The following is a 15,562-nucleotide window of genomic DNA, read 5'->3' as shown; positions in this document are numbered from 1 at the left end:
CGCAAAGAAAGAGCGGCGGGGCAAATGGCCCCGCCGCTCGTTTTTATTCAGCAATTTCAATCGCTTATTAGCGGAGCAGCTGGAGCACGCTCTGCTGCGACTGGTTGGCCAGCGACAGCGCGGAGACCGCGATCGACTGTCGGGTCGACAGCGCCTGGCTGTTGGCCGCCTCGACGTTGGTGTCGGCCAGGGTCAGGTTGGACGAACCGGTCTGCAGCACGTTGATCAGGTTCTTGTTGAAGTCCTGACGGATCTGCACCACCGAGAGGTTCGAGCCGAGGCTCGAGGCCTGCGAGCGCAGCGTGCTCGAGGCGGCGTTCAGGTTGGTCAGCACCCGGTTGGCGGCGGCGTTGTCGATGAAGTCGACGCCGATCGTCAGCGCAGCGAGGCCGAGACCCTTGGAATTATAGGTCACGCCCGTGATGTTCAGGCTCGACTTAGCGGTCTCGTCGAACACTAGCTTGAGCTGATCGCCGTTCAAGAGGTTGACACCGTTGAACGAGGAGTCCTGCGCGGTGGTGTCGATCTGGTTCAGGATGTTGTTGAACTGAGACACCAGATTGGCACGCGCCGTCTGGGCAACGCCATCCTGGACGGGGGTGGAGGCCGTCGAGAAGGTCAGCGCCGAAGTGAGCGTGCCGCCGATCGCGCCGCCGGCCACCGTCGAGCCGAGCGTCGAGGACGCGTAGTCGTTCGAGGCCGTGATCGTCAGCAGGCCGTTGGCATCGATCGTCGCGGCGAGGTTGTTGGCCTGCAGCTTGGTGTTGAGCTGATCGAGCGTCTTGATCGTGCCGTTGGTGCCGTCGCCGAAGGTGACGTTGACCGCCGTGCCGCCGTTGAAGGAGGTGAAGGTCAAGGTCTTCCCGGCGATGCCGCCGATGCCGGAGGTGCGGGCCGCAGTAAAGGCAGTCGCGCTACCGGTGTTGCCGGCGAGGCCTAACACGTTCAACGCGTTGCCGCTGCCGGTGATTGACAGATCGGCATTGATGCCGGTCGAGAGTTTGAGCTGACCGGACGTATTGATCGTGGAGTTCGATTGACCGGTTGCGGTCGCAAGCGTCGCGGTGCCGTTGGCGCCGATCGTCGCGGTCTGCACGCCGGTGGCCAGATCGATCGCCTTCAGGACGTCGTTGACCGTGCCGCCCTGCAGATAGACCGTCGAGTTGCCGTTGCCGTCGGTGAGGACGTTGCCGGTAGCGCCAAATCCTGTCGGAACGCTGGGAGCACCGGTCGAGCCGGGGATCGGCGCGTTCTTGAAGGTGATGACGTGACCGTTGACGTTCAGCGTCGAACCGTCGGTGATCGTCGCACCGAGCGAGGCCGAGGTCGTGGTCCGGTTGACGGACACCGTGGCATTGCCGCCGCCGACCGATGCGCTCAGGCCGAGAGACTTGAGCAGGTCGGCTCTGCCGGTGACGCTGAGATCCGCACCCGTCGAGCTTCTCAGCGTGACGGCACCGCCGCCGACGCTCGAAGCGGTCTGGTTGTTGCTCGTGGCAATCGTCGCAGCACCGGCACTGATGGCGACCGTCTTGACGCCGCTGGCGAGATCGACCGCGGTCAACAGGTCGTTGACGGTCGCAGTCGGGGTGCCGGCCGTGCCGAGATAGACCGTGGTGTTGCCGTTGCCGTCGGTGACGAGATTGCCGCTGACGCCCGAACCGGCCGGAACGCCCGCCGACGTCGGCGCAGCGCCGCTGCGGAACGTGATGGTCTTGCCGTTCACCGTCAGCGTGTCGCCGTCGGCGGGCTGAGCGTTGCTGGCGAGGCCGGTGGCGGTCGTGCCGTTGGTGGCAATCAGCGTGATGGTGCCGGTCAGGGCCGTGGTGCCGTCGCCGGCCGTTCCCGCAGTGCCCGTGAAGGCGCCGATGGTGGCGCCGAGCGTCGTGGTGCCGTTCGCCGCCGTGGTGCCGCCGGCCGTGCCGTTATACAGCACGTTGCTGCTCGCGGTCGCGCTGGCGAACGAAGTCGTACCGCGCAGGTCGGCCGCCGTCGCACCGGCGATCGTGGTGGAGACGTTGGACTTGGTGGAGTAGCCGACGGTGGTCTGCAGCGCCTGGTTGGCGATCGACTTGGCGCTGTCGATCAGCTTCTGCAGCGAGGTCAGGCCGGTGTTGGCGGCCTGCAGCACCTGCACGCCGTTGGCGATGCCGTCGAGCAAATTGTTGATGTCGCTGGCGCGGTTGTCGAGCGACTGTGCCGTGAAGAAGTTGGTGGGATTGTCCAGGGCCGAGTTGACGCTCTTGCCGGTCGACAGACGGTTCTGTGTGGTGGCGAGAAGATCGGCGGTGGACTGGAGAGAGAGAAGGTTCTGGCGAACCGACGCAGAGAGAACAATACCTGACATGACTCTTACCCTTCTGGCTTACGCGTCTTCGTTCGATCGCTTCGGATCGAGTGACGGGGCCAGCGTGCCGCGACATGGCTAACAAAAGGTGAAACGAACTTCGCCTGCATAAGCGCCGGTTCACCATAAGCGTGGGCAAGGCACCGAGGGGATCGACAATCGACCTGAAATCATTGGTATTTCTTCGCGCTTACGCTCCATTAACCATAACCCCTGGTTACTTTTTCGGAGTGAGGCCCGACCTCTCGAAACGTCGCGTGACGAATGAAAAAAGCGGCGGGGCCGAAGCCCCGCCGCCGTGATCGTCTTGCGATGTCGTCCGCTTGTTAGCGGAGCAGCTGGAGCACGCTCTGCTGCGACTGGTTGGCCAGCGACAGCGCGGAGACCGCGATGGACTGGCGGGTCGACAGCGCCTGGCTGTTGGCCGCCTCGACGTTGGTGTCGGCCAGCGTCAGGTTGGCCGAGCCGGTCTGCAGCACGTTGATCAGGTTCTTGTTGAAGTCCTGACGAACCTGCACGATCGTCAGGTTCGAGCCGAGAGCCGAGGCTTCCGAGCGCAGCGTGCTCGACGCGGCGTTCAGGTTGGTCAGCACCTTGTTGGTGGCAGCGTTGTCGATGAAGTCGACACCGCTGGTCAGCGCAGCAAGGCCCAGACCCTTGGAGTTGTAGGTCACGCCCGTGATGCTCAGGTTCGACTTGCCGGTCTCGTCGAACACCAGCTTGAGCTGGTCGCCGTTGAGCAGGTTGACGCCGTTGAACGAGGAGTCCTGCGCCGTCGAGTCGATCTGGTTCAGGATGTTGTTGTACTGAGAGACCAGGTTCGCACGCGAGGTCTGTGCGACGACGTCCTGGACGGGAGTGGAAGCCGTCGAGAAGGTCAGCGCCGAGGTCAGCGTACCGCCGATCGCACCACCTGCGGCGCTCGATCCGATGGTCGAGGACGCGTAGTCGTTGGTGGTCGAGATCGTCAGCAGGCCGTTGGCGTCGATCGTCGCAGACAGGTTGTTGGCCTGCAGCTTGGTGTTGAGCTGATCGAGCGTCTTGACCGTGCCGTTGGTGCCGTCGCCGAAGGTGACGTTGACCGCCGTGCCTGCGTTGAAGGAGGTGAAGGTCAAGGTCTTGCCGCTGATACCGCCGACGCCGGAGGTGCGGGCCGCTGTGAAGGCGGTCGCAGTCCCGGTGTTGCCGGCGAGGCCAAGCGCATTCAGCGCATTGCCGGTGCCGGTGACCGACAGGTCGGCGTTAACGCCGGTCGAGAGCTTGAGCTGGCCCGAGGCGTTGATCGACGAGTTGGTCTGGCCGGAGGCCGTCGCAAGCGTCGCGGTGCCGTTGGCGCCGATCGTCGCGGTCTGCACGCCGGTGGCCAGGTCGATCGCCTTCAGGACGTCGTTGACCGTGCCGCCCTGCAGATAGACCGTCGAGTTGCCGGCGCCGTCGGTGAGGACGTTGCCGGTGGCGCCAAATCCTGTCGGAACGCTGGGAGCACCGGTCGAGCCCGGGATCGGCGCGTTCTTGAAGGTGATGACGTGACCGTTGACGTTCAATGTCGAACCGTCGGTGATCGTCGCACCGAGCGAGGCTGCGGTCGTGGTCCGGTTGACGGACACCGTGGCGTTGCCGCCGCCGACCGATGCGCTCAGGCCAAGAGACTTGAGCAGGTCGGCCTTGCCGGTGACGCTGAGATCCGCACCCGTCGAGCTCCTCAGTGTGACGGCACCGCCGCCAACGCTCGAAGCGGTCTGGTTGTTGCTCGTGGCGATCGTCGCAGCACCGGCGCTGATGGCGACCGTCTTGACGCCGCTGGCGAGATCGACCGCGGTCAACAGGTCGTTGACGGTCGCAGTCGGGGTGCCGGCCGTGCCGAGATAGACCGTGGTGTTGCCGTTGCCGTCGGTGACGAGGTTGCCGCTGACGCCCGAGCCGGTCGGAACGCTGGCCGCCGCCGGAGCGGAACCGCTGCGGAAGGTGATGGTCTTGCCGTTCACGGTCAGCGTGTCGCCATCGGCGGGCTGAGCGTTGCTCGCCAGACCGGTTGCGGTGGTGCCGTTGGTGGCGATCAGCGTGATGGTGCCGGTCAGGGCCGTGGTGCCGTCGCCGGCCGTTGCCGCGGTGCCCGCGAAGGCGCCGATGGTGGCGCCGAGCGTCGTGGTGCCGCTCGCAGCCGTCGTGCCGCCGGCAGCACCGCTATACAGCACGTTGCTGCTCGCGGTCGCGCTGGCGAAGCTGGTCGTGCCGCGCAGATCGGCCGACGTCGCACCGGAGATGGTGGTCGAGACGTTCGACTTGGTGGAGTAGCCGACCGTGGTCTGCAGCGCCTGGTTGGCGATCGACTTGGCGCTGTCGATCAGCTTCTGCAGCGAGGTGATGCCGGTGTTGGCGGCCTGCAGCACCTGCACGCCGTTGGCGATGCCGTCGAGCAAATTGTTGATGTCGCTGGCGCGGTTGTCGAGCGACTGTGCGGTGAAGAAGTTGGTGGGATTGTCCAGGGCCGAGTTGACGCTCTTGCCGGTCGACAGACGGCTCTGTGTGGTGGCGAGGAGGTCAGCGGTGGACTGGAGGGAGAGCAGGTTCTGACGAACCGACGAGGAGAGGACGATACCGGACATTGAGTGTTACCCTTCTGGTACGCAACGCAACAAACAAACTTCGATTAGGATTAATCGATGCCGGGACGGTGAACGCAGACGGCTAACAAAGCATGAAGCGTGTCGCGGCAGTCCTTGCCCGGATTCACCATACGCGCGTTCGGAGCCGGATCGTGCTCGCCTATATCGTCATGATAGAATGATGCTTTTTGGTGCAGCGGCGAGGCATTTGCGACTTATCAACCATAACTCAGAGTGAGCAATTCGCTGCATCCGAACGCATGCACTCCGGCCTCGCCGAGCGGCACCTTGATGCCGTTGCAAAAACAAAGCGGCGGGGCCGAAGCCCCGCCGCCGTGATCGTCTTGCGATGTCGTCCGCTCGTTAGCGGAGCAGCTGCAGCACGCTCTGCTGCGACTGGTTGGCCAGCGACAGCGCGGAGACCGCGATGGACTGGCGGGTCGACAGCGCCTGGCTGTTGGCCGCTTCGGTGTTGGTGTCGGCCAGCGTCAGGTTGGCCGAACCGGTCTGCAGCACGTTGATCAGGCTCTTGTTGAAGTCCTGACGAACCTGCACCACCGAGAGGTTCGAACCGAGGGCCGAGGCTTCCGAGCGCAGCGTGCTCGACGCGGCGTTCAGGTTGGTCAGCACCTTGTTGGTGGCAGCGTTGTCGATGAAGTCGACACCGCTGGTCAGCGCAGCAAGGCCCAGACCCTTGGAGTTGTAGGTCACGCCCGTGATGCTCAGGTTCGACTTGCCGGTCTCGTCGAACACCAGCTTGAGCTGGTCGCCGTTCAAGAGGTTGACACCGTTGAACGAGGAGTCCTGCGCCGTCGTGTCGATCTGGTTCAGGATGTTGTTGTACTGAGAGACCAGGTTCGCACGCGAGGTCTGTGCAACCGTATCCTGGACGGGAGTGGAAGCCGTCGAGAAGGTCAGCGACGAGGTCAGCGTGCCGCCGATCGCACCACCTGCGGCGCTCGATCCGATGGTCGAGGACGCGTAGTCGTTGGTGGTCGAGATGGTCAGCAGGCCGTTGGCGTCGATCGTCGCAGACAGGTTGTTGGCCTGCAGCTTGGTGTTGAGCTGATCGAGCGTCTTGACCGTGCCGTTGGTGCCGTCGCCGAAGGTGACGTTGACCGCCGTGCCGCCGTTGAAGGAGGAGAAGGTCAAGGTCTTGCCGCTGATACCGCCGACGCCGGAGGTGCGGGCCGCGGTGAACGCGGTCGCCGTCCCGGTGTTGCCGGCGAGGCCAAGCGCGTTCAGCGCGTTGCCGGTACCGGTGATCGACAGATCGGCGTTAACGCCGGTCGAGAGCTTGAGCTGGCCCGAGGCGTTGATCGACGAGTTGGTCTGGCCGGAGGCCGTCGCAAGCGTCGCGGTGCCGTTGGCGTTGACCGTCGCGGTCTGCACGCCGGTGGCCAGGTCGATCGCCTTCAGGACGTCGTTGACCGTGCCGCCCTGCAGATAGACCGTCGAGTTGCCGGCGCCGTCGGTGAGGACGTTGCCGTTGGCGCCAAATCCTGTCGGAACGCTCGGAGCACCGGTCGAGCCCGGGATCGGCGCGTTCTTGAAGGTGATGACGTGACCGTTGACATTCAGCGTCGAACCGTCGGTGATCGTCGCACCGAGCGAGGCTGCGGTCGTGGTCCGGTTGACGGTCACCGTGGCGTTGCCGCCACCGACCGATGCGCTCAGGCCGAGAGACTTGAGCAGGTCGGCCTTGCCGGTGACGCTGAGATCCGCACCCGTCGAGCTTCTCAGTGTGACGGCACCGCCGCCAACGCTCGAAGCGGTCTGGTTGTTGCTCGTCGCAATCGTCGCAGCACCGGCGCTGATGGAGACCGTCTTGACGCCGCTGGCCAGATCGACCGCGGTCAACAGGTCGTTGACGTTCGCAGTCGGGGTGCCGGCCGTGCCGAGATAGATGGTGGTGTTGCCGCTGCCGTCGGTGACGAGGTTGCCGCTGACGCCCGAGCCGGACGGAACGCCGCTCGAGGCCGGAGCGGAACCGCTGCGGAAGGTGATGGTCTTGCCGTTCACGGTCAGCGTGTCGCCATCGGCGGGCTGAGCGTTGCTCGCCAGACCGGTGGCGGTCGTGCCGTTGGTGGCGATCAGCGTGATGGTGCCGGTCAGGGCCGTGGTGCCGTCGCCGGCCGTTGCCGCGGTGCCCGCGAAGGCGCCGATGGTGGCGCCGAGCGTCGTGGTGCCGCTCGCAGCCGTCGTGCCGCCGGCAGCGCCGCTGAACACCACGTTGCTGCTCGCCGTCGCGCTGGCGAAGCTCGTCGTGCCACGCAGGTCAGCCGCCGTTGCACCGGAGATGGTGGCGGAAACGTTGGACTTGGTGGAATAGCCGACCGTGGTCTGCAGCGCCTGGTTGGCGATCGACTTGGCGCTGTCGATCAGCTTCTGAAGCGAGGTGATGCCGGTGTTGGCAGCCTGCAGCACCTGCACGCCGTTGGCGATACCGTCGAGCAGATTGTTGATGTCGCTGGCGCGGTTGTCGAGCGACTGGGCCGTGAAGAAGTTGGTGGGATTGTCCAGGGCCGAGTTGACGCTCTTGCCGGTCGACAGACGGTTCTGCGTGGTGGCGAGGAGGTCAGCGGTGGACTGGAGGGAGAGCAGGTTCTGGCGAACCGATGCGGAGAGAACGATACCGGACATGACTCTGTTACCTTTCTGGTAAACGACGCTTACTGTTACACGTCTGCTTGGATCGAGATCGACCCAGCGACGGCGGACCGTGGCGCCGAGACCTCTAACGAAACATGAAATGAAACCCGTGCTTTTGCCGGGTGGCGTGTGATTCGGCGGTGGACGCCGCGCGCGGCGCCGCGCCACCACCCCGCCACAACATTGGAAACACTGGGTTTTTCCGCGCTAACGCACGGGATTTAGAGCTCGTTAACTAATTCCGAGCGAGAATCACGCCCTGATAGGCCGCAACGAACGCTCGGTTACGAAAGCGTTGATGGAGAACAGGCATGGCCCTCAAGGTCGAGCTCAGACCGCACGAACGTATCATCGTCGGCAACTGCGTGATTACCAACACGGACCAGCGCGCCCGCCTCCTGATCGACGGCGACAACGTACCGATCCTGCGCGAGCGCGACATCCTCACGCCCCAGACCGCCGATACGCCGGCCAAGCTCGTCTATCTGGCGGTGCAGCTCATGTACATCTCGCCGGATCCGCAGACGCAGCACGGCACCTATTTCAACCTGGTGCGCGACATCGTCACCGCGGTGCCGAGCGCCTGGCCGATCATCGAAGCCATCAACAACAACATCCTGAACGGCGACCTCTACCGGGCACTGAAGGATGCCCGCAAGCTGATCGCCTATGAAGAGAAGCTGCGGAGCCAATTCGAGGCCGCCCATCCGAAGGCCGAAGCGGACAAGGACGACGTGAGCTCCGCCGCCTGACCGCGCTCCCTCCCGAAAACCACAACGGCCCCGGATCGCCTCCGGGGCCGTCGTCGTTTCCGGCATGCACCAGTGCTATTGCGCCGCGAGCGGCGGCGCCTCGATCTCGATCACATCGTCGCCGCAGCGCCGACTGCCGAAGTCCAGCACCGCCGCGACCAGCGCGTCGATGTCCGCCTCCTCGGTGCGGTGATTGACGATCGCGGCACGGATCGCAAACCTGCCGTCCAGCGTCGTGCTCGAGGGCGCTGCAATTCCGGACTCTTGAATGTCGGCGACGATCTCGCGATTGGCCGCATCATCGGCGCGGTAGCGGAAGCAGACGATGTTGAGGTTGACCGGAGCCAGCAATTCCAGCCGCGGCTCGGCCAGCACGCGCGTTTCGAGATACTTCGCCAGCGCGCAGCTCCGCGCAATCGTCGCACCCAGCCGGTCGGTGCCGAACGTCTTCAGCGTGAACCACGTCTTCAGCGCGCGGAAGCCGCGCGACAGATCAGGTCCGAGATCGCAGGGCCAGACGGCCCCCGCCGCAAGCCCCCTCGCCTCGCGGCGCAGATAGGCCGCCGGCTGCGCAAAGGCCTGCCGATGCTGCTCGCCGTCACGCACCAGCAGGAAGCCGGCATCGTAGGGCACCTGTCCCCATTTGTGGAAATCGAGTGCAATGGAATCGGCAAGCTCGATGCCGCCGAGCTGTGGCGCGAGCTCGGGCGAGAGAATCGCGAGCGCACCGAAAGCGCCGTCGACGTGAAACCAGATGCCTTCCTCTCGACACAGCTCCGCGATCGCCTTGAGGTCGTCGATCGCACCGATGTCCACCGTGCCGGCGGACGCGACGACCAGGAACGGCTTGAAGCCGACTTCGCGATCAACGGTGATCTGCGCGCGCAGCGCCGCGACGTCGATGCGATGATCGGTATCGACGCCGATCTTGCGCAGCGCATCGGTGCCGAGCCCGGCAATGTCCATCGCCCTGGAGACGCAGCCATGCGCGGCCTGCGACGTGTAGGCCGTGAGCAGCGCACCGTCATTGCCGATGCCGTACTGCCGCGCCAGCGTGCCGAGCGCAGCCGTGCGCGCCACCAGCACCGCCATCAGATTGGCCATCGACGTGCCCGTGACGAAGATGCCGCTCGCGCTCTCCGGAAAGGCGAACAGGCGCCGCATCCAGTCGACGATCTGACGCTCGACCTCGATCGGCATGTGATCCCGCCCGCCGAGATTGGCGTTGAGGCCGGCTGCGAGCATTTCCGCGAGCATGCCGACCGCGGTGCCGCCGCCATGCACCCAGCCCATGAAGCCGGGATGGACGTTGCCGGTCGCATAGGGAGCGATGTGTTCGGCGAACTCGCGATAGACTTCGGCAAGGTCGCTCGCCTCGCGCGGCACGTCGGCCTTGAATGCGGCACGCACGCCATCGGGGATCGGCTGCCAGACGGGACGCGAGCGGACGTTGGCGATGCCGTCGATCGTCTCGTCCAGCATGCGATGGGCGAGCGCGCGAAACGCACTCCAGTCCTGCGGGTCGAGCGAGGCATGCGCAGTGGCGCTTTGCGCGTTGCGGATGATCTCGTTCATGTTGCGCGCCCCTCGCCTACTCTTGCATGCCGCGACAGCATCGTCGAGAACGCCGCGAAGATCCTGCGCATCTGCGGCGGCTTGTAAGGAAACACGTCCGGCGAATCCATGTTGTGCACGACGGCGGTGTTGTCGGCTTCGAAGACCAGAAGCTCGCCCTGCTGGTTCTCGGCGCAATCGACGATGAAATAATCGAGGCCGACCCGCCTGCTCATCTCGTCGAGCGCGCGTCTGTGGCGTGCCGCGAAGGCGTTGTCGAACTCGCGCATGAAGACGGCTTCCTCGGCCCGCTTCTCCTCGCTGAACGCCATGTAGGCGTTGAGATACCAGATATCCCAGCGGTCGGCGATCGCCATGTGGCAGGCGTAAGGCTTGCCGTCGACCATCGCGAGACGATATTTGCGGTAGAGCCCGTCCGGGTTCACATAGTCGACGAAGCGCGCGACGAAGAAATCCTGTTCGTCCCGCCCCGAAAGATAAGCCGCGAGCGCAGCCGCATCGTCGAGCTTCGCGAGCCCGACGCCGGCATGCGAGCCGCGCGGCCGCGCGATCATCGGAAAGCGCAGCTCATCCGCAATGTCCACGCAAGCGATCTGCTCTCGCGAAAGATCCGATAATTGCGCGCGCGTCGCGTGGATGGTCGCGGGAATGTCGAGGCCCGGCACGCCGGCCAGCAGCCGATACAACTTGTCGCGATCGAGATTGCCGATGCGGTCGGGACGATTGAGCAGCGGTCGCGGCCAGTGCGGCGCGGCCTTCGCGATCAAGGCGAGCGCCTCGCGGCATTCCTCGGAATCGGAGGCGACCACGATGGCAACGTCGTGCTCGGGCAAATTCTCCGGCAGACCGACGCCCTTGATAACGTAGAGCGTCAACAGCTCGACGTCGGAGCCTTCGAGCAGAAAATCGATCGGCGTGTTGCCGCCCATATCGATGTCGGCTGCAAGCGCGAGCACGCGCAGGCCCGGTTTCGGAGCAGCGCTCGGCGTGCGAAACAATTGATGGAAGGCGAGCACCTCCGACTGGATCGCGAGCCCTTGATCCTTGTCGCCGAGAAGCTGGTTGACCAACGACAGATCCAGCGCTTCGCCCGCGAGCGCGGTCCCCGCCGCGATCCGCGCGACGAGCTGGTCGCGCAACGGATGCAGGTCGACGCCTTCGAAGGCCCGGCGCGTCAGCTCCGCAAAGCCGATGCGGTCGGCATAGTTCGCCGCAATCATGCCGATGGGCGCGGAAACCGGATGCTGCATCTCACACCTCGAACGCGGAGTTTAACGGCACGGCCGCGGCTGCGCCACGGTCAAGCAGCAGCTCGATCTTTACCAGGACATGGGCGATGCGATCGAGCACGCGCTGCACGTTGCGCCCCGCCTCCGCCGCGTCCGGCGACCAGATCTCGGTCACGAGCCGGGCGCCGACGCAAAGGCGCAGCACGGCCTGCGATGCCCAATCCTGCCGCTCCAAACGGACCGGCTGGCCGATCAGGCAGCGCTGCGCGGCGACCTGCCGGTCCGCCGCGCTGCCGCTGATCTCCTCGTTCATGTCACGTGCCATCGCCCGATGAATCGCGCTGGTCTCGGCGATCGGAACCGGTTTTCCGCCGCGCAACAGCATGAACGGAAAGATCGTGGTTTGCGCAAATTCCTCGTCATCCACGTTCGCCGTCCTGGCCGCGCCTGGAACGGAGCGAAGCGACGGCGACAACGCGATCATGCTGTCGATGCCGGCGGCGAGTTCGGCCAGCACCTTGGCGCGGAAAGCGCCCGGCACGGCGTAGTAGCTGCCGATCTCGGCAAGCGCTGCCTCCCAGCGCAGCCATTGGCCGAAGTTCGGACGGCGCTCGAAGCGCGAACGCAGCGCCGTCCAGGCCATCGGCCAATCGCAACGGCCGGCATAGTCGAAGATGCCGGGCGCTATTCTCTCGACCCGTTCGAGCGATCGCGAGAGGCCCTTGGGCACCAGCAGCGCACCGCTGAAGGCAGGCCCACCGAAAAATTTCGAGCCTGACATCAGCACCATATAGCCGCGGTCGAGATAGGAGCGCAGCCGGCGGCGGCCGAGCCGGGCCTGACAGGCGTCGACGACGATCTGGACCTTGCGCGGCCAGCGCCGCGCGATCTCATCGAGGCAGGCCGCGCTCGGTGCACGCCACCCGAGCTTCGAGGAATCCATGATCTGGAGCAGCACGGGCACACCTTGCCCGATCGTGGTCTCGATCGCATGCAGCACCGCGGCATCGGCGTCCGCGCGCATCGCGATCCCAGGTCCGAGCAACGGCAACGCGATGCTGGATCCGGCGAGCCCCGCAACCGCGCCGTCCTTGCGAACCGCAATTCCGCTCGCCGTCATGGAGCTGAAATGGTGCCCGCGGGCGGTATGGGTGGTCCCGCTTCCGGTCTGGTCGGCCCCGACCACGATCGTCACCGGCCGCGCTCCGAGCGCCGCGCCCGCCAGGAACAGGGCGTGGATCTGGGAGTCCGTGCCGGAGGGCGAGAACACGACATCGACGCGCGGCGGAAGCTGGAGATGGCCGCGCAGCTCCTCTCGCATCTCCTCGCAGCGCGCATCGAATGCGATTTCGACCTCGTCGAACAGGCATTTGTGCATCAGTTCTTCGCGCGCCAGCGCGGCGCGGTCATAGGCCGCTTGCGAGATCGTCGACGCGGTCGAGGAGGCGAAATTCCAGATCTCCGGCTCCGGCGAGGCCGCGCAGCCATAGGCGTTGGCGCGATTCCTCGGGTCGAGCGCCAGCCGAGGATCGCCGCCGGAGACAAGCAGCGTGTCGAGCGGTGTGAAGAGATCGCGCAGGTGGTAGCGCGAGCCGCCGTTGGATGCGCGTTCCGGTTCTGACGGATGGGATGCGCCGGCACTCATCCCGGCAGGCTCACGCCGCGGCATCTGCCGCCGCCGCGGGCGCCGGTGCGAATTGCGAGGCGATGTCGCCGTGGAACACCGACGGTCCGACGTGATCGAGCGAACTCTGGATGTCGGCCCAGATCTCGCCGCCGATATCGGTCCAGCGCTTGCAGAAGGCGAAGTCCTCGGAGAGGTACGTGCCGGTCGCCGGATCGATCATGCATTCGAACAGCGCGAACCGGTTCTGGCTCGCGACGAGCGTATCGTGCGAATGCTCGCGGAAGAATTGCAGGCTCGCATAATTCGGATGGCGGCACATCGCCTCCAGCACGTGGCGCCGGATCATCAGGAAGCCCGTGCCGGCATAGCGCACGCGGGTAAAGCCGTTGACCACGACGATACGGTCGGGATCCTCGATCTCGAGCACGTAGTCCAGCGAAGCCGCCGGCACGTCGGCCCGGCCCGACTGGATCGCCCGCGCCGCCTTGTCCCAGTTGACCCGCTTGATCGGATAGCAGCCGGCGACGACGTCCGCGCCGCATTCGATCAGCCGGAACACCTGCTCCGGCTTGAAGCCGATATCGGCGTCGATGAACAGGAAATGGGTCGCCTTGGGATCGTCCAGGAACATCGCGGCCAGATTGGCCCGGGCGCGGGTGATCAGCGCGTCGCCGTCGCGCAGGAGCACCTTGAGCTCGAGATTGGCCATGCCGTGCACGGCACGCTGCAGCGCGAAGATCGAGCTCGCATAGATGCTCGACACCTGCCCGCCGAAGCACGGCGTTGCCACCACCAATTGCATCTTGTCCGACATCGGCAGCTCCGCCCCGCTCCAATCCTCACCAAGAGGTAAAGAGGCATGGTTAACGGCGTCTTAACGCGGCCTTAAAGGAACTTGACGAGCGAGAGCTGCGCCAGGTTCGAGGTCACCTGATAGGAGGCCTGCAGCGCGTTCTGGAGCGCCAGGATCTCGCTCGCGACCTGGTCGGGCGAGGCCGATTCCGCCTGGTCGATGATGGTCTGAATTTGCGCCTTGGCCTGGGTCTGGCGCGTGCTCGCATCCTTCATCGTGTTCTGGGCCATCGCGATGTCGGTCTGGATGTCCTCGATGCGCTGCTGACCAGGCTGCTGGGTCAGCGCCTGCGTCACGCGCAGGCTCAGCGCGGCGACCTGCCCGCCAGAATACTGGCCGGTCGGCGAGGTCGAGAAGGTGCCGAACACGGCGGTCGCCTGCAATTGCCGGCGGATCGCGTCCTCATTCGCCTGGGCGCCATACTGCACCGTCACGGCATCGTCGACCCGCGCCATCGCGGTCGAGCGCGCCGAGCCGGGCCCGTCATTGCCCTGGTACCATTTCACGGTGGTGGCCGAACCGTTGACCAGGGTAGTCGCCGAGCTCGCGGGCGAGGAGCCTACGCGCAGCGGCGGCTGGGTGGCGGTCACGGGCGTCGCGCCGAAACCAAGCGAACCCAGCGCTCCCGTATTGGAGCTGGTGATGTTCAGGCTGGCCGCATCGTCGGTGTTGATCGTGATCGAGCCGCCATGGACGGTCGACGGCTTCGACGTGCCCGTGATCGCGTCGATCTTGCTCATCAGCGTCTGGATGCTGTCGGTGACGTTGAGCTGGTCGCCGGTTGCGCCCGAACTGACGAAGGTGAGCGTGGTGCCGTTGACGGTGATGGTGTCGCCGGCGACGAAGCCCGGCGAAATCGAGTCCGACGGGCTTGCGCCGGACAGCGCCGTCGCGCCGCTGATCGGCGCCGGCGGCGCCGCCTGGTTGTTGACGGGCGTGCCGATCGCAGAACTGGCGGTGTTGAAGAAATTGTCGCCGGCGACGACCGCGGAGGCCGCGACCAGCGAGGTGTTGGCGAGCTTCGTGATCGCGGTGTTCAGCGCCGTGTTGAGGTTCGCGGCCGTATTGTTCGGGTCGACCGGGGTACTCGCATCGATCGCGAAGCTGCCGAGCGGCGTCGGCGTCGCCGTCGACGCCGTCAGGTCGATCTGCTCGGTCGTGCCGTCCGGCAGCGTGAACTGGACGCTGAGCTTGTCGCCGTTGTTCGGATTGATGCCGTTGAGATCGACCGAGAACGACACCGGAGATCCGCTCGGGCCGGTGATGGTCGCGCCCGTCAGCGTCGAGGAGACCGCCTTGAGCTTGAGGCCGAACGGCGAGCCCGCGACGTCCTCCGACACCTGAACCGAGCTCGGTGTCGGCTGCGTCTGCACCAGGCGGCCCATGCCGTTCGCGCCGAGATCGGCGGCTTGGCGCTCCGCCATCACGGTCTTGAATCCCGCCTGGGTGGTCGTGCCGTTGATGATGTCGCCGGCATCCGCAACCGGCTGGGTGTTGACGGCCGTTCCCGAGAACAGATAGCGGCTGCCGGTCTGCGTGTTGAGCACGCCGACCATCGAGCCGAATTGGGCTGCGGCGGTGTTCTGCGCGATGGTCTGGCCGTTGACGTTGAGATCCTGCGCGGTGTTGGCGGAGCCCGTCTGCACCGTGCTGCGTATCTTCGTCAGCGACTGCAGCGCGGTGTTGGCGAGGTTGATGCTGACATTGACGTTGGTGATCGTGTCGGTATAGGCGGCGATGTTGGAGAGCTGCGCGCGCCCGGCGATCGCAAAGCCCTCGTTGGTGCCCATGCCGGCATAATTCTGCGACAGCTTGCCGGTCGAGAGCTGCGTCGACAGGTCGGTGAGCTGCTGATTGATGTTGCGGATCTGCGAGCCGAGAACCGACGAAGAGTAGTTGATGCTGCTGATCGACATGTTTC

The 15,562-nt window shown here is 65.4% G+C and carries 9 protein-coding genes; 1 reads left to right on the top strand and 8 read right to left on the bottom strand.

The window, feature by feature from the left end; translation table 11 throughout:
* Positions 1–67: 67 nt before the first annotated feature.
* The 3 genes from RX330_RS13780 to RX330_RS13770 form a co-directional block, all read right to left on the bottom strand.
* Entirely contained in the window at positions 68–2,347 is a 2,280-nt protein-coding gene (locus tag RX330_RS13780; RefSeq protein WP_317243350.1) for a DUF1522 domain-containing protein, read from the bottom strand.
* Between the two features lie 326 nt (positions 2,348–2,673).
* Complete coding sequence (locus RX330_RS13775; RefSeq protein WP_317243349.1) at positions 2,674–4,953, bottom strand: DUF1522 domain-containing protein; 2,280 nt, start codon at positions 4,951–4,953, stop codon at positions 2,674–2,676.
* A 363-nt stretch (positions 4,954–5,316) separates the two neighbouring features.
* On the bottom strand, positions 5,317–7,596 hold the full coding sequence (locus RX330_RS13770) for a DUF1522 domain-containing protein (RefSeq protein ID WP_317243348.1): 2,280 nt from the start codon (positions 7,594–7,596) through the stop codon (positions 5,317–5,319).
* 320 nt (positions 7,597–7,916) lie between these two features.
* On the opposite strand from RX330_RS13770, the gene flbT reads away from it, so the two are divergent.
* Positions 7,917–8,357 carry a flagellar biosynthesis repressor FlbT gene (gene flbT, locus RX330_RS13765; RefSeq protein WP_212091660.1) on the top strand — a complete coding sequence of 147 codons (441 nt, stop codon included), beginning with the start codon at positions 7,917–7,919 and terminating at the stop codon, positions 8,355–8,357.
* A gap of 75 nt (positions 8,358–8,432) precedes the next feature.
* On the opposite strand, the gene RX330_RS13760 is transcribed toward flbT, so the two are convergent.
* From RX330_RS13760 to RX330_RS13740, 5 genes are all read right to left on the bottom strand, one after another.
* Complete coding sequence (locus tag RX330_RS13760) at positions 8,433–9,932, bottom strand: pyridoxal phosphate-dependent decarboxylase family protein (protein ID WP_317243347.1); 1,500 nt, start codon at positions 9,930–9,932, stop codon at positions 8,433–8,435.
* Positions 9,929–11,182 carry a hypothetical protein gene (locus tag RX330_RS13755; protein WP_212091656.1) on the bottom strand — a complete coding sequence of 418 codons (1,254 nt, stop codon included), beginning with the start codon at positions 11,180–11,182 and terminating at the stop codon, positions 9,929–9,931. The genes RX330_RS13760 and RX330_RS13755 overlap by 4 nt, the downstream gene beginning before the upstream one ends.
* A gap of 1 nt (position 11,183) precedes the next feature.
* Positions 11,184–12,806, bottom strand: a complete 1,623-nt coding sequence (locus RX330_RS13750; RefSeq protein WP_317243346.1) for a hypothetical protein — start codon at positions 12,804–12,806, stop codon at positions 11,184–11,186.
* 10 nt (positions 12,807–12,816) lie between these two features.
* Positions 12,817–13,602: a hypothetical protein gene (locus RX330_RS13745; RefSeq protein WP_317243345.1), complete on the bottom strand. Its 786-nt coding sequence runs from the start codon at positions 13,600–13,602 to the stop codon at positions 12,817–12,819.
* A 71-nt stretch (positions 13,603–13,673) separates the two neighbouring features.
* Positions 13,674–15,557, bottom strand: a complete 1,884-nt coding sequence (locus RX330_RS13740; protein WP_317243344.1) for a flagellar protein — start codon at positions 15,555–15,557, stop codon at positions 13,674–13,676.
* Positions 15,558–15,562 lie beyond the last annotated feature (5 nt).

This window comes from Bradyrhizobium sp. NDS-1, assembly GCF_032918005.1.
Taxonomy (GTDB): Bacteria; Pseudomonadota; Alphaproteobacteria; order Rhizobiales; family Xanthobacteraceae; genus Bradyrhizobium; species Bradyrhizobium tunisiense.
The sequence above is the reverse complement of the archived record's forward strand: the minus strand, read 5'-3'. Positions and strand labels throughout refer to the sequence as shown.

Excerpts from the sequence above, each read along its gene's own strand:
- RX330_RS13755 (WP_212091656.1), bottom strand. The coding sequence starts at position 11,182 with ATGCAGCATCCGGTTTCCGCGCCCATCGGCATGATTGCGGCGAACTAT.
- RX330_RS13760 (WP_317243347.1), bottom strand. The coding sequence starts at position 9,932 with ATGAACGAGATCATCCGCAACGCGCAAAGCGCCACTGCGCATGCCTCG.
- RX330_RS13770 (WP_317243348.1), bottom strand. The coding sequence starts at position 7,596 with ATGTCCGGTATCGTTCTCTCCGCATCGGTTCGCCAGAACCTGCTCTCC.
- RX330_RS13750 (WP_317243346.1), bottom strand. The coding sequence starts at position 12,806 with ATGAGTGCCGGCGCATCCCATCCGTCAGAACCGGAACGCGCATCCAAC.
- RX330_RS13775 (WP_317243349.1), bottom strand. The coding sequence starts at position 4,953 with ATGTCCGGTATCGTCCTCTCCTCGTCGGTTCGTCAGAACCTGCTCTCC.
- RX330_RS13745 (WP_317243345.1), bottom strand. The coding sequence starts at position 13,602 with ATGTCGGACAAGATGCAATTGGTGGTGGCAACGCCGTGCTTCGGCGGG.
- flbT (WP_212091660.1), top strand. The coding sequence starts at position 7,917 with ATGGCCCTCAAGGTCGAGCTCAGACCGCACGAACGTATCATCGTCGGC.
- RX330_RS13780 (WP_317243350.1), bottom strand. The coding sequence starts at position 2,347 with ATGTCAGGTATTGTTCTCTCTGCGTCGGTTCGCCAGAACCTTCTCTCT.
- RX330_RS13740 (WP_317243344.1), bottom strand. The coding sequence starts at position 15,557 with ATGTCGATCAGCAGCATCAACTACTCTTCGTCGGTTCTCGGCTCGCAG.